The organism is Kitasatospora sp. NPDC005856, from assembly GCF_040629945.1.
Taxonomy (GTDB): domain Bacteria; phylum Actinomycetota; class Actinomycetes; order Streptomycetales; family Streptomycetaceae; genus Kitasatospora.
The window spans coordinates 47,814-64,866 of the sequence record NZ_JBEXWT010000033.1; the positions used below are offsets into that span (position 1 = coordinate 47,814).

General features: G+C 74.8%; 11 protein-coding genes and 2 pseudogenes. 7 read left to right on the top strand and 6 right to left on the bottom strand.

Features of this window, described 5'->3' with window-relative positions; translation table 11 throughout:
* Positions 1-311 precede the first annotated feature (311 nt).
* Entirely contained in the window at positions 312-827 is a 516-nt protein-coding gene (locus tag ABZ449_RS21070; protein ID WP_360347796.1) for an ATP-binding protein, read from the top strand.
* A 573-nt stretch (positions 828-1,400) separates the two neighbouring features.
* Positions 1,401-3,743: a SpoIIE family protein phosphatase gene (locus ABZ449_RS21075; protein WP_360347799.1), complete on the top strand. Its 2,343-nt coding sequence runs from the start codon at positions 1,401-1,403 to the stop codon at positions 3,741-3,743.
* 162 nt (positions 3,744-3,905) lie between these two features.
* Here ABZ449_RS21075 and ABZ449_RS21080 read toward each other — a convergent pair whose 3' ends face one another.
* The 4 genes from ABZ449_RS21080 to ABZ449_RS21095 all read right to left on the bottom strand — a co-directional run bounded on the left by ABZ449_RS21080 (position 3,906) and on the right by ABZ449_RS21095 (position 7,774).
* Positions 3,906-4,829: a (2Fe-2S)-binding protein gene (locus ABZ449_RS21080; RefSeq protein ID WP_360347802.1), complete on the bottom strand. Its 924-nt coding sequence runs from the start codon at positions 4,827-4,829 to the stop codon at positions 3,906-3,908.
* A gap of 160 nt (positions 4,830-4,989) precedes the next feature.
* Positions 4,990-5,757, bottom strand: a complete 768-nt coding sequence (locus ABZ449_RS21085; protein WP_360347897.1) for a hypothetical protein — start codon at positions 5,755-5,757, stop codon at positions 4,990-4,992.
* Between the two features lie 376 nt (positions 5,758-6,133).
* The gene (locus tag ABZ449_RS21090) at positions 6,134-6,982 is read right to left on the bottom strand and encodes a hypothetical protein (RefSeq protein WP_360347805.1); all 849 of its coding nucleotides are present in this window, start codon (positions 6,980-6,982) and stop codon (positions 6,134-6,136) included.
* A 174-nt stretch (positions 6,983-7,156) separates the two neighbouring features.
* Entirely contained in the window at positions 7,157-7,774 is a 618-nt protein-coding gene (locus tag ABZ449_RS21095) for an NTP transferase domain-containing protein (RefSeq protein ID WP_360347808.1), read from the bottom strand.
* 360 nt (positions 7,775-8,134) lie between these two features.
* Between ABZ449_RS21095 and ABZ449_RS21100 the strand changes: the two genes are divergently transcribed.
* The gene (locus ABZ449_RS21100) at positions 8,135-8,848 is read left to right on the top strand and encodes an HNH endonuclease family protein (protein ID WP_360347900.1); all 714 of its coding nucleotides are present in this window, start codon (positions 8,135-8,137) and stop codon (positions 8,846-8,848) included.
* 74 nt (positions 8,849-8,922) lie between these two features.
* Positions 8,923-10,500, top strand: coding sequence for an alpha/beta hydrolase (locus ABZ449_RS21105; protein WP_360347811.1), 1,578 nt, complete (start codon positions 8,923-8,925; stop codon positions 10,498-10,500).
* 56 nt (positions 10,501-10,556) lie between these two features.
* Here ABZ449_RS21105 and ABZ449_RS21110 read toward each other — a convergent pair whose 3' ends face one another.
* Both ABZ449_RS21110 and ABZ449_RS21115 read right to left on the bottom strand, forming a co-directional pair.
* Positions 10,557-12,971 (bottom strand): glycosyltransferase family 39 protein, encoded by a 2,415-nt coding sequence (locus tag ABZ449_RS21110; RefSeq protein ID WP_360347814.1) that lies wholly within the window; start codon positions 12,969-12,971, stop codon positions 10,557-10,559.
* Between the two features lie 71 nt (positions 12,972-13,042).
* Positions 13,043-14,164 (bottom strand): alpha/beta hydrolase-fold protein, encoded by a 1,122-nt coding sequence (locus ABZ449_RS21115; RefSeq protein ID WP_360347817.1) that lies wholly within the window; start codon positions 14,162-14,164, stop codon positions 13,043-13,045.
* A gap of 156 nt (positions 14,165-14,320) precedes the next feature.
* Here ABZ449_RS21115 and ABZ449_RS21120 point away from each other — a divergent pair, with 156 nt between their 5' ends.
* The 3 genes and pseudogenes from ABZ449_RS21120 to ABZ449_RS21130 all read left to right on the top strand — a co-directional run.
* On the top strand, positions 14,321-15,244 hold the full coding sequence (locus tag ABZ449_RS21120; RefSeq protein ID WP_360347820.1) for a hypothetical protein: 924 nt from the start codon (positions 14,321-14,323) through the stop codon (positions 15,242-15,244).
* A gap of 170 nt (positions 15,245-15,414) precedes the next feature.
* Positions 15,415-16,032: pseudogene (locus ABZ449_RS21125) on the top strand (trypsin-like peptidase domain-containing protein); the annotation flags it as partial.
* Positions 16,033-16,245: 213 nt separating this feature from the next.
* Positions 16,246-16,962: pseudogene (locus ABZ449_RS21130) on the top strand (putative Ig domain-containing protein); the annotation flags it as partial.
* Positions 16,963-17,053 lie beyond the last annotated feature (91 nt).

Consider the following 17,053-nt stretch of genomic DNA (forward strand, 5'->3'; position numbering starts at 1 on the left):
CCGGACCCGGCGCGCGACGGGAGCGAGGGAGGGGCGCGTGGTCGGGCGCACGGCCGGTACGGGCGCCGGGTGTGCGCGGGATCGGGTGACGGCTTCCTCGAAAACGGCCTCTGCGCTTCGCAAACCTGTCCGGCGCGGGCAGTTGGATCACGCGAACCACCCCGTGCCCCTTTCACCCCACGTGATCGGACGCACACTGTTGCAAACGCCGTCAACTGGGCATGAGGATGAGTGGTCAGAACGAGGGGGCCACCCGGCCGGCGGGGGATCCGGAGGCGGGGGCCCGGATTTCAGGGCGGGGGCATGTGTTGATGGACGGTCAGTCGCGATTCCCGCGGCAGCGGACGAGTTCCGGCGACGCCTACCGGTCCGGGGCGGTCCAGGGGCCGACCGGCGGCACCGGGACGACCCTGCCGGGCACGCCGGCTCCGGGTTGTGCCGTGCACCGGCGGCTGCATCTCACGCTCGACCCGGCGGACCTGGTCGGGGTGGGCGCGGTCCGGCGGCGGTTGCGCACCGCACTGAGCCACTGGGGGGTGCCGGAGCTGTCCGACACCGCCGAGCTGCTCTCCTCCGAGCTGGTCACCAACGCGCTGCTGCACACGGGCAAGGGCGCGGTGTTCGACGCGGTGCTCGGCTCGGACCACCGGCTGCGGGTCGAGGTGCAGGACGGTACCAGCAGACTGCCCGGGCGCCGCCGCGATCCGGAGGCCGAGTACGCGACCTCGGGACGCGGCCTGCTGCTGGTGGAGGCGCTCGCGGATTCCTGGGGCGTACAGCTGCGCGGCGACGGCAAGGTCACCTGGTTCGAACTCGCCACGCCCTGAGCTCGGCGCGGCACGGCCACGGCACCGCCACGGCACCGGCACGGCCACGGCACCGGCGCGGCACGGCCACGGCACCGGCGCCTGCACGGCATCGATGCCGCCGCCTGCACGGCACCGGCACCGCACCGCCACCGCACCGGCGCCGACACGGCCTGACGGCCCCGGGCCCGCCGCCGGCACCGGGGTCGTACGATTGTTCGCAGCCGATTGATTCGCCGTCGAAGGAAGCCTTGAACGGAAGGCGGAACGGAAGGTTTCCGGCCCGTTGGCATTGCCGCTCGGCCGAACATTGGCCAGGATGGTGGGAATGTGTGTCCACGTGCGGGAAGCAGCGGGGAGACCGAACCTCGACCGGCCACCGTCCGTCGCACCGTCCTATCCAGCACGACCCATCACACCGCCACGCGGCCCGTCCGGATGGTCGGCGCGGTCCGCCACGGCAGCGGCAGGAGCAGCATGCCCACTGAGCCCGAGTCGCCGGGGTCGGCACTTCCTCCCGGCGCGGCGCCCGCCGTCGAGCCGCGAACCGTAGAGCCGCGAACCGTAGAGCCGAGGACCGTGGAGCCGCGCACCGTGGAGTCACGCACCACCACCCCGAGAGCCACCACCCCGAGAGCCGCCAACCCGCGAGCCGTCGAGCCGCGCGTCGCCGAGCAGCCGGGCGCCCCGGAGTCGCGCACCCCCGGGCAGCTCGCCGCCGGCCCCACCACCACCGGGACCGGCCGGGCCCGACCGCCCGCCCAGCCCTCGCGCCGCGGTTCCGGGGTGCGCCCGTCCCCGAGCCTCGCCGCCGCCCGGCTGGCGCCCGTGCTGTCGGGCGGACTGCCGCCGTCCTCCGCGGACACCATGCCGGACTGGCTGGAGCCCGCGATGGCGGCCAACGGCATCGGCTCCTTCGACTGGGACATCCGCCGCGACGTCCTGGAGGGCGACCAGCGGGCCTGTGCGATCGTCGGACTGGACGTCCTGGAGCCGGGCCGGTTCGACCGCACCGCCGCCTCCTTCCTGGCCCTGCTGCACCCCGAGGACGCGCCCGTGGTGCGCCGCCGGGTCGAGCGCGCGGTGGCCGAGCTGGGCCAGTGCGGCGCCTACTACCGCACGGTCGGGGCGACCGGCGGCATGCGCGCGGTGCGCTTCCGCGGCCGGGTGCTCGCCGACGCCTTCGGCCGGGCCTCCCGGATGGTCGGGTTCGTCTGGGACGCCACCGTCGAGCTGCACAAGCGGGACCACGCCGACCGGATGGCCCTGCTGCGCGAGGAGCGCTCCCGGTTCATCAAGGAGGCGGCGCGCGCCCTCTCCGAAGCCGTCACCGTGCGAGACGTGGCCCGGGTGTTCACCGAGCTGCCGCTGCCCGGACTTCCGCCGGACGGTCTGGTGCTGGCCTCCTTCGAAGCCGGACGGGCGCAGGTCCTCGGCGCCTCCGGCTACCGCGCCGACTCGCTGGCGGTCTGGGACCGCACCGTGCTGCCGCCCGGTCACCCGGCCGCCGAGGCGCTGCGCCACCGCACGCCGGTCTTCGTCTCGACCCGCGACGAGTTCCGCGACGGCTACCCCGAGGTGTGGGAGCCGACCAGCCGCACCGGCCGGGGCTCCTGGGCGTACCTGCCGCTGGTGGCCAGCGGCCGGGCGATCGGCGTCTGCGTGGTCAGCTTCGACGACGAGCGCGAGCTGGACGCGGACGAGCGCACCCTGCTGACCACCCTGGGCGGGCTGGTCGCCCAGTCGCTGGCCCGGGCCCGGCTGCACGACGCCGAGCACGAGCTGGCGGCCGGCCTCCAGCGGGTGATGCTGCCGCGCACCGTCCCGTCCGTCCCCGGCGTGACCACGGCCGTGCGCTACCTCGCGGCCGGCTCCGGCCTCCAGATCGGCGGCGACTGGTACGACGTGGTGCCGCTGCCCGGCGGGCACGTCGGCCTGGTGATCGGCGACGTCCAGGGCCACGACGTGCACGCCGCCGGGATCATGGGGCAGCTGCGGATCGCGCTGCGCGCCTACGCGGCCGAGGGGCACCCGCCGGCCGCCGTGATGGCCCGCGCCTCCCGCTTCCTCGCCGACCTGGACACCGACCACTTCGCGACCTGCACCTACGCCGAGGTCAACGTGGACTACGGCGTGGTCTACGCCGTCCGCGCCGGGCACCTCGACCCGGTGGTGCGCCGCGCGGACGGCACCGCCGCCGTGGTGCCGGTGGCCGGCGGGCTGCCGCTGGGCATCGACCCGGACCAGGAGTACCGGGTCACCCGGTTCAGCCTGGATCCGGGCGAGACCGTGGTGCTCTGCACCGACGGCCTGGTCGAGGCGCGCGGCATGGACCTGGACGAGGGCGTCGCCCGGCTCACCCGGGTGCTCACCCGCCCGCTGCCGGAGGCCGTGGAGGCCGCCCGCGACCCGCTGGAGGAGCTGGCCGACCGGATCGCCTCCCAGGCCGCCGACTCCAGCGAGCGCGAGGACGACATAGCGCTGCTGCTCCTGCGCTGGGACGGTCCGGCCGGCGGCCTGACCGCCCAGCAGCTGCGCCGCCGGATCGGCCAGGCCGACCTGGCGCGGGTGGCCGAGGTGCGGGCCGAGCTGCGCGACGCGCTGCGCCGCTGGGGCGTGGCCGAGTTCATCGACACCGCCGAGCTGCTCTCCTCCGAGCTGGTCACCAACGCCATCCGGCACACCGACCGGGACGCCATGTTCACCGCCCGGCTCTACCGTGAGCCGGAGGCGGACGGCGGCCGGGCCCGGCTGCGGGTCGAGGTGGAGGACGAGTCGGACCTCTGGCCGACCCGCCGCACACCGGGGGAGCAGGCCTCCTCCGGGCGGGGCCTGATGCTGGTCGAGGCGCTCGCGGACTCCTGGGGCGTGGAGCCGCGGGGATCCGGCAAGCGGATGTGGTTCGAGCTCAGCGGGACGGCGATGGCAGCGGCCTGACGCCCCGTCCGGTCCCGGTCTCGGTCCCGTCTGGTTCCGGTCCCGTCCGGTCCTGGTCCCCGGATCGGGATTCCGGCCGGCGACCATCGCATGGTCGGGGAATCCGACGTGGATGGTTCCGGGAAGTGCGGGCTCTTCGAACCCGGTACCCGACGGCTTTCGTCAACGTCGCGTGACGCGCGGGCAGCCGCCGCACATGTCCTTGGGATCCGCGGTGTAGACGAGGCAGCAGCTGGCCCGGGACCGGTCCGGGGGCGGCGCGCCGTCCGCCCCGGGCGCCGGGGCCGCGAAACCGGCGCCCGGGGTGAAGGGTGCGGGGGCCGGAGCGGGGCAGTCGCCCGCGCCGGGCGTGTGCGCGGGGTCGAGGGCCTCGCCGGGCGCCAGCAGCGCGGACAGTTCGGTGCGCGCCCGCTCCTGCTCCCCGAGCAGCCCGCCCGCGTAGCAGAGCCCCTCCACCACCGCGTCGGTGGCCATCGCCCAGAGCACCCGGGGCCCGCGCCTGGCCTCCGGGCCGAAGGCGGCGAGCACCGGGGCCAGGAAGGCGCCCAGGGCGGACCGCAGGGCGGCGGCCAGCGCCGGGTCGTCCGGGACCGTCCTGGCCCGCCCCGAGCCGGCCGCCGGGTCGTCCGGCAGGCAGGCGAACTCCGCCGGGCGGACGGTCAGTTCGACCGTGTCGGGGTGCCGCCGCAAAGCGACGTCCCCGAGGGCGAGCAGCGGGACGCGCCGCTCCAGGAACCACGGCAGCGTGAACAGCAGCGAGACCGGCCAGACGAAGCGGTGCAGTCCGAATCCGGCCGCGACGTCCGGGCGCAGCGGCCGCCCGTAGCGGGCGAGGCCCTGCCGGGCGTCGTGGGCGATCAGCTCGCGCACCGCCTGGGGGCGGGCGGCGAGGTCGGCGGCGGGCAGCCAGCCGTCGCGGTGCCGGGGTGGGGCGCACCGCACCGTCAGCATGGGGGTGAGTCCGGACAGCCGGTGGTACGAGGGGGCGCCCGGGGTGGTGGGAGCGGGGGCGGGGACGGGGGTGCGCGCCCCGGTGGTGCGGGGGGCGTGCGGCCTGGGGCCGGGCCGGGTGCTGCTCGCGGTCATGGGCGGCCCCATCGGGTCGACCGGGGCGCCCATGGTCCGCCCGGCGGTGTCCGGCGGTGGTGGAGTGCCGGACGGGGCCGGACCGGGGCATGGCGGTGCCCGGGGAACGGCAAGGCGACCTGGCCGGGGTACTGCTCCCCCCGGCCAGGTTAGCCTCACCTTAGCTGATTGTTCCGCCGGTCTCGCTCGCGATGCGCCCGTCCGTGGGAGGCCCCGGCGCGCGGGCCGCGCCCAACTGGCGCGCGAGCCAGACCGGCACCCCGCCCAGACCGGCCACCAGCCGGGCCGCCTCGGACCGCAGCCGCGCGGCCTCGGGCGGCTCGGACACCTCGGCGAGCGCCGCGAGCGCCGGCGCCACCCCCACCGTGAAGCCGAGTTGCTCGCGCAGCCGCAGGGAGGCCTCGAAGCCCTCCCGGGCGTTCCCGCGGTCCCCGCGCGAGAGCGCCAGCGCGGCCAGGTGCCGCCAGGTGTACGAGCGCAGCAGCTCGTCCCCGCGCTCGCCGGCGCCCTCGTGCGCCCGGCGGTAGGCGATCCACGCGGCGCTGCGGTCGCGCAGCAGGTTCTCGGCGACCAGCCCGCGCCGGAAGTCCAGCAGCGGGCGGCCCGGGGCGTCCGGCGGCAGCAGCGCCGAGGTGCGGCCGAGCGCGGCCTGCGCCTCGTCCAGCCGGTCCCGCGGGCCGAGCACGCTTGCCACGTACGCGAGGAAGCCGCGGGCGCAGGCGGCGGCCGCGCGCTGCTCGGTGCCGGAGGCCAGGGCCTCCGCCAGGCGCAGCGCCTGCTCCGCCTGGGGCCAGTGCGCCGCGGTGAACAGGCACTGTTCGATGAGGAGTTCGGCCCGCCCCAGGGCCGCGTCCGGGTCGTCCTCGGCGGCCGGCCGCAGCAGTTCGGCGGCCTCCTGCCAGCACCCCCGGGACCTCAGCCGCCACACGGTGTCACCCGGCTCCTCCGGTGCCCGCCCCCGCCCCTTGGGGCCGCTCGGGTCCCATCCGTGCTCCGACAACGCCACCTCCTTGTGTGCGCCATCCGGCAAGGGCGCGGACCTGCCCCTGAGGCCCTGTCGCCACGACCCGCACGCATGGCGACGACAGGGCGAAAGGCCCGCGCTGTGGCCGCAATTCAACACGGGGGTGAGCTTGTGCACCAGATCACGAGCGAAGGTTGTTGCTTTTGGAGGAAAAATGATCTAGGGGTGCGCAAGGGAGGAGACCGGTCGGCGGTGGGGGTGGTGACGGGCGGTGGCCAGGCGGGCGGTCGGGCGGGTGGTCCAGCGGGCGGTCCGGCGGTCCGGCGGGCCGCCCGGTGGGTCAGGACGTCCAGCCGGTCTCCATCAGGGCCTCGGCGGCGCCGTTCGCGGGCTGCGGCACACCCGCCAGGTCCAGGCTGAACAGGGCGACCAGCAGCTGTTCGCCGCGCACGGTGGCCTGGTGCGAATAACCCGCGAGGGTGAACATCGCGGCGGCCATCTCCTCGGCGTGCAGGGTCTGCAGCCAGAGGCACTCGACCGACTTCACGTCGGCGGGCTCGGTCCAGGTGTCCACCTGGGCGACCATCCGGCTGCCCAGCAGGGTGACCCCGTCGCGCTCCTGGGCCTCCGTCAGCTCCAGGTCGTCGAAGCCCAGCCACTCCAGGTAGCGGGCGGCGGTGAACACCGCGTCCTGCGAGGTGCGCACCGGGTGCGGGCGGAAGGGCGCGCGGTGGCGGAACGGGCGGGAACGGCCGGCCGGGGGCGGCGCCGACGGGGCCGGTGCGGGCGCGTTCGCCGGGCGGGCCGGGTACGGGCGGGCGGCCTGCGGGCCGGGGGCGGCGAGCGGGGCGGCGGTGCCGCCGCCCAGCCGGGTGGCGCGGTCCACCGGCAGCCGGACGGTCGCGCCGCAGTTGCAGGTGAACTCGGGCTGCGGCCACTGGTCGGAGCGGCCGCAGTGCGGGCAGCGCATGCTCAGCCAGGAGTCCTCCCAGGACCGGAAGCGCACCTGCACCGGCACCCCGCCGCGCAGCAGCGGCACCTTGAGCGAGGCCCCGCACGGGCAGGGGAGGGAGGGCGGTTCGTAGAGGTGCTCGCGGCGGCAGGCGGGGCAGCGGATCGCCCGGGCGCCACCGCCCGGCCCCGGCCGCGTGGGGTCGTGTCCGGTGAAGTCGTCGGGCAGTCCGGCCATCGCGGGCTCCGTCCGTCGGGGGCGGGTGGGTGGGACGCTTCCCATGCTCCCCGAAATGTCCGGCGCCGGGCGCGGAATGAGGCAATCCTCAGGGACGGATCAGGGAATCCTGCCCGCTCGGGTAGGGACGGAATCCTCCGCGAGGGGGATGTTCGGCGGGCCGGACCGGGATGTTCACCCGGCGGACCACCGGGCCAGGTCGGCGGGGGTGTCGAGGTCGTCCGGGGCGGCGACGTCGGCGCACTCGACCAGGACGAGCTCCGCCGCGTGCGCCGCCAGCAGGGCGCGGGCCCCGGCGTCGCCGCGCGCGCCGGCCGCCGCCTCGGCGAAGTGCCGGGCGCCGATCAGCACCGGGTGCCCGCGCCGCCCGCCGTAGGCCGCCGCGGCGAGTTCGGCGCCCGCCCGGTGGGCGGCCAGCAGCCGGGCCACCGCGCCCGGGGTGACGCCCGGGGTGTCCACCAGCATCACCAGCACCGCCGCGGCGTTCGGCGGCAGGGCGGCCAGGCCGGCTCGCAGCGAGGAGCCCATGCCCTGCGTCCAGTCCGGATTGCCGACCAGCCGGCAGCCCGGCAGGTGCGCGGTGGCCCGCACCCGCTCCTCCTCCGCGCCCAGCACCACCGTGACGTCCGCGCAGCCGCCGGCCCGGACCACCGCCACCGCGTGCTCCACCAGCGGCCGGCCCCCGTACCGGAGCAGCGCCTTGGGCCGCCCACCGAGGCGCCGCCCGCCCCCGGCGGCAAGGACCAGGGCGGCGACCGGGCCCGGTCCGGCGGGTGTCGGTGTGGTCTGCATGGGCCCAGCCTGCCCGTCCGGGGCCGGGGCGCGCATTGTGGGAAGCCACAACGGCGAACCGCGCGCGGTAGTCGCGGCCCGGCGGTTCGGCCGGCCCGACCGTCCGATGTCCGCCATCGGCGGCTGAACGCTGCGCCCGGTGGACGCTGCGCCCGGTGGACGCTGCGCCCGGGGAGGGCGGCCTGAGCGGGTGTGAGCTTCGACATGCTCCGCGAGATCGCGTGGCGTCGCCTTGACCTGCCCTTGGGCGGCTGATCTGCTGGTTCGCCGTCAACCTGCCTCTGACCTGGGGAGTTCTCCGTGCCCGCCCGCCGCTCCACGCTGTCCGCCGCCACCGTGTTCCTGATATGCGCGCTCGCGCTGGTCGGCTGGCTGATCGGCGGCCGCGACCACAAGTCGACCGGTCCCAAGGCCGACGGCGGCGGCACCGCCGCCCCCGCCTCGGGCACCAGCCCGCTCCAGAACCCGGATGGCACCAAGCCCGGCCTGGCGCCGCTGACCACCCCCGAGGACCGGAAGGCCGGCCGGGACGTCATCGCCAAGGTCACCACTGCCGCCGTCGGCACCAAGGACGGCTACGACCGCAACGAGTTCGGCCCCGCCTGGACGGACAACGTCGACGGCGTCCCGTTCGGCGGCAACAAGTGCGACACCCGCAACGACCTGCTCGCCCGCGACGGCACCGCCGTCGAGCACAAGGACGGCTCGGACTGCACGGTCACCGCGATGACCATCTGGGACCCGTACACCGGCAAGAGCGTCCAGTGGACCAAGCAGCAGGCCTCCAAGATCCAGATCGACCACGTGATGCCGCTGTCCTACGACTGGCAGATGGGCGCCGCGAAGTGGGACAAGGCCAAGCGCGTCCGGATCGCCAACGACCCGCTCAACCTGATCCCCGCCGACGGCTCGCAGAACGCCTCCAAGGGCGACTCCGGCCCGGCCGCCTGGCTGCCCGCCGATCCCGAGATCCGCTGCTCCTACGCGGTGCGCTTCGCCCAGGTCTCGCTGAAGTACCAGCTGCCCGTCACCGAGGCCGACAAGAAGGCCATGCTCCAGCAGTGTGACGGCTGACGGATCATCGACCCCGAGCGGCGGAGGACGGGTGCGATGTGCCCCGGACACGGGCCGGATGGTATTCGTGGGCGGTGCCCCCGATCATCTCCCTGTTCCCCCGCTCGTCCGGGCGCGCCGTGCCGGCCCTCGCCGCGGTGCTCGCCCTCGCCCTGTCGAGCGGCTGTACGGGCGGTGCCGCCCGTACAGCCGTCCGGCCGCCGCTGGACGAGCGGGTCGCCGCCACCGCGACGCCCGCCCTGCGCACGCTCTACGACCAGCGGATCGACTGGCAGCCCTGCGCCGGCGACGACGGCACCGACCCGGACACGGCCGCCGTGCGGTGCGCCACCCTCAAGGTGCCGCTGGACTACGCCGACCCGGGCGGCCGCACCGTCGACGTCGCCCTCGCCGAGGTGCCCGCCGCCGACCCTGAGCACCGGCTCGGCGCCCTGCTGCTCAACCCCGGAGGCCCCGGAAACTCCGGTGTCGGCATGGTTCGTTGGGGGTGGAAGAACTACCAGGGGCCGCTGCACGACCGGTACGACCTGGTCGGCTTCGACCCGCGCGGCGCCGGCGACACCATCCCCGTCCACTGCCTGGACGACGGCACCCGCGAGGAGTGGGACACCACCGACGACCCGGCCTACGACCACGGCGGGGTCCTCGCCGAGGCCTGCCGTGCCCGGCACGCCGACCTGCTCCCGCACGTCGGTACCCGTGACACCGCCCGCGACCTCGACGTGCTGCGCGGAGCCCTCGGCGAACGCCGGCTGGACTTCCTCGGCTTCTCCTACGGCACCCACCTCGGCGCCCGCTACGCCGAGGAGTTCCCCGACCGCACCGGCCGGTTCGTCCTCGACGGCGCCGTCGACCACAGCGTCCCCACCGCCCGGCTCGGCGTCGAACAGGCCGCCGCCGCCGAGGACGGGTTCCGGGCCTTCGCCGCCGACTGCGCCACCGAGGACGGGACGTCCTGCCCGTTCGGCCCCGACCCGGCCACCGCCCCGCGGCGCCTCGCCCGCTTCCTCGACGGCCTGCGGGACCGCCCGCTGCACACGGCCGACGGCCGTACGCTCACCGCCGCGCTCGGCTGGGGCGCCGTCCTGAACGCGCTCGCCGACGGCCACCAGTCCTGGTCCGGGGTGCGCGAGGCCCTCGAACCGGCCGTCACCCGGGGCGAGGGCGAGGGGCTGCTCGCCCTCGCCGACAGCGTCGACGGCCGTGGCGAGGACGGCCGCTACCAGACCGTGGCCGACGCCTTCGCCGCCATCTCCTGCGCGGACGGCCCGCCGCCGCCCACCGAGGCGGAACTGGGCCCGGCCCTCGCCGAACTCGCCGCCCGCGCCCCGCTGACCAGCGGGCACGACCCCGCGGGCACCCTGCTCGCCCCGGACTGCCGCGCCTGGCCGTACCGCTCGCCCGAGTCGCCGCAGCCCGTCCGGGCACCGGGCAGCGCGCCGGTCCTGGTGATCGGCTCCACCGGCGACCCGGTCACCCCGTACGCCTGGGCGCAGCGGCTCGCCGCGGGGCTGGAGCAGGGCGTGCTGCTCACCCGGGAGGGCGACGGGCACATGGCCTACTACCGGAGCAGCTGTGTCCGGGACGCGGTGGCCGCCTACCTGGTGGAGGGGCGGCTGCCGGCACCGGGCACGTACTGCGCGACCGACTGAGCACGACGGAGGGGGCGTGCCGCGCGAACGCGGCACGCCCCCTCCGGGGTCGACGGTCAGGAGGTGGGGGCCGTCAGGTCGTAGAAGCTGGTCGAGCCGATGGTCCTCGCGGTGAAGTGGGCGCTCACCCAGGACTCGATCCGGGCGGACTCGCTCTGCTGCCCGCCTTCGCCGCCGCCCGCGCCGCCGAAGCCGCGGCGGGAGCCGCCCGCTCCGATGAACCAGTGCACCTTGCCCTCCTGGACGTACGCCCGGAAGCCGGCCAGGGTCAGCGAGGGGTCGGTGCCGTTGAAGCCGCCGAGGGCCATCACCGGTTCGCCGGTGGCGAGTTGGTAGCCGGCGGCGGTCTGCGAGCCGATCGTGGCGGCGGCCCAGGTGTAGTGGTCGGCGTTCTCCTCGAGCATGGCGGCGACCTCGTCGGTCACCTTGGGGCCGTCGAGCAGGCCGCCCATGCCGCCGGGCGGCGGGCCACCGGCCGTGGCGTCGCCGGGGAGCCCGCCGGTGGTCCCGGAGTCCTGCGCGCCGGGAGCGCCGTCGGTGCCGGAGCCGTTGTCCGTGCCGCTGCCGGGGAGGCCCTGGCCGCCGGGGAACGTCCCGCCCGGGAAGCCCTGCCGGCCGCCCTGGCCGTCCCGACCGCCCCGGCCCTCCTGGCCCGCCTGTCCGTCCTGGCCCGCACCGAACCAGCGGCCGTTGCCGTTGCCGCCGCCCGGGAAGCTCCTGCCGCCCTTGCGTCCCGTGCCGCCCGGCCCGGACCCGCCCTCCACGCCGGGACCGGCGGTCACGATCGAGCCGGTGTGCGGGGTGTTCACGGTGTCCACCGCGTACGCGGCCGGACCGCCGAGCGCCGCCGCCACGCCCACCAGGCCCGCCACCGAGGCGATCCGCGCGCCGGCCCGCCCGGAGAGCCGCCCGGCCGCCGACCCGGCGACCGCCGACCCGGAGACCAGGGGCCCGGCGGCCAGCGCGGCCGCCGCGAGCAGTCCGCCGACCAGCACCGCCCAGCGCAGCCACGGCACGAAGTCCGGGCTGCGGCCGAGCAGCACGAACGCCCAGACCGCCGTCACCGCGAGCGTTCCGGCCAGCACCAGCGCCCAGGGCAGCCGGTGCCGGGCCCGCCACAGGCCGTCCGCACCCATGCCGACCAGCGCCGCGACGGCCGGGGCCAGCGCCACCGTGTAGTACTGGTGGAAGATCCCGGACATGAAGCTGAAGATCAGCGCGGTGGAGAGCAGCCAGCCGCCCCAGACCAGGAAGGCCGCGCGGGCGGTGTCGGTGCGGGCGTAGCGGCGGGTCGCCCAGAGGGCGGCCACCAGCAGGATCAGCGCGGCCGGCAGCAGCCAGGCGATCTGGCCGCCGATGTCGGTGCCGAACATCCGGGTCAGCCCGGTCTCGCCCCAGCCTCGGCCGCCGCCGGGCGCACCGCCGGGCACCGCGCCGCCGGGCAGGTCGAGCCCGGCGGGCATCCGGGCGCCGCCGCCCACGCTGCCGGTCTCGTTGCCGTTGATCCGGCCGAGGCCGTTGTAGCCGAAGGTGAGCGAGAGGAAGCTGTTGTCCTGCGAACCGCCGACGTACGGGCGGGCCGAGGCGGGCAGCAGCTCGACGATCGCGACCCACCAGCCGCCGGCCACGACCATCGCCGCGCCCGCGAGCAGCAGCTGCCGCACCCGCCGCCACAGGCCGGTGGGCGCGACGACCAGGTAGATCACCGCGAAGGCGGGCAGCACCAGGAAGGCCTGGAGGGTCTTGGTGAGGAAGGCGAGGCCGAACATCACCCCGGTGAACACCAGCCACCGGGTGCCCGCCGCCTCGACCGCCCGCAGCAGCCCGTACGCGGCCAGCGTCAGCAGCAGCACCAGCAGCGCGTCCGGATTGTTGAAGCGGAACATCAGCGCCGCGACCGGGGTGAGGGCCAGCGCGGCGCCCGCCAGCAGGCCGCCGAGCGGGGAGAAGCGGCGGCGCACCGTCGCGTACAGCACGCCGGCGGTGGCCGCTCCCATCAGCGCCTGCGGGACCAGCACCGACCAGGAGGAGAGGCCGAAGATCCGCGCCGAGAGCGCCATCGGCCACAGCGCGGCCGGGGGCTTGTCGACGGTGATGAAGTTCGCCGCGTCCGAGGAGCCGAAGAAGAAGGCCTTCCAGCTCTGCGAGCCGGCCTGCACGGCGGCCGAGTAGAAGGAGTTGGCCCAGCCGGAGGCGCTCAGGCCCCACAGGTAGAGGACGGTGGTCGCGGCCAGGAGCGCCAGCAGGGCCGGGCGCACCCAGCGCGGGTCGTCCGCGCGCCCGCGCCAGGCGCGGGCCGGGAGGGTGCGCAGCCGGCCGGACCAGGAGGCCGGCCCCTCGGGGCCGGCCGGCGGCAGGGGCTGCTCGGGGAAGAGCGGTGCCGGCTCTGGTCGCGGCACCTCCGGCGGCGGGAAGTTCGCGGCCTCGGGCCACGGTTCGCCGGCCGGAGGGGAGTAGCTGCTCGTGGTCATGCGCCATACGGTCGGTGGCGCGGCTGAGAGGACCGTGAGACGGGGCTGTGAGACGCGTGTGATCCGGAACGTCAGGCGGATGGCGGCATGGTGATGTGCTTGCCCAGCCACTCCAGGGCCGGGGGGATCTCCCGGGTCCAGGTGTGGAAGTTGTGGCCGGCGGTGTCCAGGGTGATGGTGGACATGTTGGTCGGGGCCTTGAAGGCGGCGACCATGGCCTTGGTCTCGTCGTAGTTGTTCTCGTCGTACGCGGTGGTCAGCAGCAGCGAGACGGGGGCCGGCGCCTGGTTCTTCAGCCGCCACAGCAGGTCGTTCTCCTGCTTCAGCCGGTCGTTGCCGCCGAACAGGTCGCCGGTGGTCGGGTCGTGGGCGGCGCTGTAGTAGCCGGAGAGGGCGACCGCCGCGCGGTAGGAGTCGGGCTTGCGCATCGCGAACTTGAGCGCGCAGTAGCCGCCGGTGGAGTTGCCGAGCACCGCCCGGTTGGCCGGGTCGGTGCCGATCCGGTAGGTGGTGGCGAGGGCCTTGGGCAGGTCGGCGGTGAAGAAGGTCTCCACCTGGGGGCCGTTGGGCACGTCCACGCACTCGGTGTCCCGGTCGCCGACCAGGGTCGGGCGGGTCATCACCAGGACGGTCGGCGGCAGCTTCTTCTGCTCGATCGCGTTCAGCGTGGACGCCGGGTACTGCATCAGCGAGATCAGCTTCTCCGGGGTGCCCGGGTAGCCGGTGAGGACCAGGGCCATCGGGAAGCGCTGCTTGGCGTAGTCCGGCTGGAAGTACTGCGGCGGCAGGTAGACGTACGCCTCGGTGCTCAGACCGCTGCCGGCTCCTCTGACGTCGACCTTCTGGATCAGGCCGGAGCGCTCCGGGTCCGAGCCCTGGGAGGAGTAGAACTTCTGCTCGCCGGTGACGGCCACCCCGGAGGCGTTGGGCTGGTGGTCGACCACCGTGCCGAGTCCGCCGCTGGTGCCGAGCAGGTCGGTCCAGGAGCTGTAGAAGCCGAAGTAGCTGTTGGCGATCAGGCCCATCGCGGCCAGGACGGACACCTGGGTGGCGAGGAACGCGCCGATCCGGCCCAGCCACGCCTTCCATCCCTTCCCGCCGAACCGCGGCCAGAGCCACATGGTGGCGGCGAAGACGGCGATCGCGAGGACGGAGGCGATGATCTGGAGCGGGAGTCCGGTGAGACTGAGCACGGGCCCGATCGTAGTTGACCTCCGCGGACGCTTCGGGAGGGGCCCTTCCGATGATCGTCCGATCACTTCAATCGGGTTGACCGTGATGGTTCGTGCTCGGCACCATGTCGCCCGACGCGTACGGGGAGTGCGCCGGTGATGACGGTGGGGTGGGTTGTGAAGTCGGTGCGGTTCGCGGGGTCTTCGGGCCGGGCGGGTCTGGCGGTCGGCGGTGTGCTGCTGCTCGCGGCCTGCTCGGGCGGGAGCGGGAGCGGGAGCGGGGGCGGGGGCGGGACGGCGGCGCCGAGCGCTTCGGCGACGGCCCTGCCGAGCGCCTCGGCGACGCCGTTCGGCACGACGCTCGCCCAGTCACTGGAGCCGGTCGGTGCCGGGCTGGCGAAGGTGGCCGCGGCGACGACCATGAAGGACGTCGAGACCGCGCTCGCCGTCACCGAGTCCAACGCCGACCGCGCCGTCCGGGGCCTGACGGCCGCCGCCGCGCCGGACGGGGCCGACACGGCGCGCACCGAGCTGCTGGCAGGCCTGAACGCGCTCTCCTCCGAGGCGCTGACGATCCGCACCGACCTCAACCGCAAGAAGTACTGCACCGCCGGCGCCGTCCAGGGGCTGGTGGCCGTTCCCGCCGCGCTCGCCAAGCTGGCGACGGCCGGCCAGCAGGTCGCGTTCGCCGCTCCGCAGCTGCCCAAGCCGCAGCCCCAGCCGCGGGCCCTGGAGAACGGCTCCCTGGTCCGCGACGGCGGGAACCACGGCAAGGGGGAGCTGGTCTTCGACAACAACGGCGCGGCGGACGTCGTCGTCTCGGTCGTCCAGGACGGCCAGTCCGTGGCCTCGGTGTACGTGGTCAAGGGGCAGAAGGCCGGCGTCGACGGCATCAAGGCGGGTTCGTACGACTTCCACTACACCACCGGGGTGGACTGGGACGCCGAGGCGAAGCAGTTCACCCAGGACTGCCGGTTCGTCAAGGTGGGGGAGAAGCACGAGTTCGAGCCGTCCGGAACGGTCTGGACGGTCACGGCCAACTCGCCGCAGGGCAACGCCAAGACCAACTCGCTGACCGCGGGAGCCGCCCCGCAGCCGTAGCCGTAACGGGCATACCGGGACGGGTCGTTGCCCTCGGGTGGCACGACCCGTGCCGGTCAGTGGCGAGTTCGGTCACAACGGTTGACCTCCTTGAAGTGACCATGGCACTTTCGAGCGGCGCGGGCCTCGACGACCAGTCGTGCGCCCCGCGATCCCCCACAAGGAGAGCCATGTTCAAGAGATTTGTCGCGGTGGCCGGTACGAGTGCCGTCGTCGCGGGCGGGCTGGCCTTCGCCGCCGCCCCCGCGCAGGCCGTTCAGGCGGCCGACCTGAACGCCACCATCGCCCTGAGCAACTGCTCGGCCTCGCTGGTCCGTTACCCCACCTCCGTGGACGGCGACCGCGCGCTGATGCTCACCAACGGGCACTGCCTGCCGACGATGCCCCCGGCCGGCCAGGTCATCCAGAACACCACCGCCAGCCGCAGCGGAACCCTGCTGAACGGCGCGGGCAGCAGCCTGGGCACCGTCCAGGCCGACAAGCTGCTCTACGCGACGATGACCGGCACCGACGTCGCGCTCTACCAGCTCACCGACACCTACGGGTCGATCGGCTCCAAGTACGGCGTCACCGCGCTGACCATCAGCGACTCGCACCCGACCGACGGTGCGTCGATGTACATACCCTCGTCGTACTGGAAGCAGGTCTGGAACTGCTCCGTCAACGGCTTCGTGCCGACCCTGCGCGAGGACGAGTGGACCTGGCACGACTCGCTGCGCTACAGCTCCGGTTGCAACACCACGCACGGCACCTCCGGTTCGCCGATCGTCGAGACCGCCAGCGGGCGGATCATCGGCATCAACAACACCGGCAACGACGACGGCGCCATGTGCACCCTCAACAACCCGTGCGAGGTGGCCGCCGACGGCACCACCAAGGCCTACAAGGGCCAGAGCTACGGTGAGCAGACGTACTGGTTCACCACCTGCCTGAACTCCGCCCGGGCCATCGACCTCAACGTCTCCGGCTGCCTGCTCACCAAGCCGGCCGGCAGCGGTGCCGTCACCGTCACCAACCCGGGCAACCAGTCCACCACCGTCGGCGGCGCGGTCAACCTCCAGATCAACGCCTCCGGCGGCACCGCCCCGCTGTCCTACGCCGCGACCGGCCTGCCCGCCGGGCTGTCGATCAACTCCTCCACCGGCGTCATCGCGGGCACCGTCTCCGCCGCGGGCAGCTCCAACGTGACCGTCACCGTGACGGACGCCGCGGGCAAGTCGGCCTCCACCTCCTTCAGCTGGGCGGTCTCCACCGGTGGCGGCGGCTGCACCCCGGCCCAGCTGCTGGGCAACGCCGGCTTCGAGACCGGCAGCGCCACCCCGTGGACGTCGTCCAGCGGCGTGGTGGACAACAGCTCCTCCCAGGCGGCCCACGGCGGCTCCTGGAAGGCGTGGATGAACGGCTACGGCTCCACCCACTCGGACTCGCTGTCCCAGGCGGTGAGCATCCCGGCGGGCTGCAAGGCGACGCTGAGCTTCTGGCTGCACATCGACACCGCCGAGTCGGGCAGCACCGCGTACGACAAGCTGACCGTGTCGGCGAACGGCACCACGCTGAAGACCTACTCCAACGTGGACGCCGCGGCCGGCTACCAGCAGCGCACCTTCGACCTGTCGGCCTACGCGGGCCAGACGGTCACCGTGAAGTTCGCCGGGACCGAGGACGCCTCGCTCCAGACCAGCTTCGTGATCGACGACACCGCCGTCCAGACCGGCTGAGCCGGTGACCAGTGCCGCGCGGTCCGTCATCCCGGGCCGCGCGGCCTGCGGCCGCCAACTCTCTTAGGCTGCGGCACACTTGGCCGGCCGG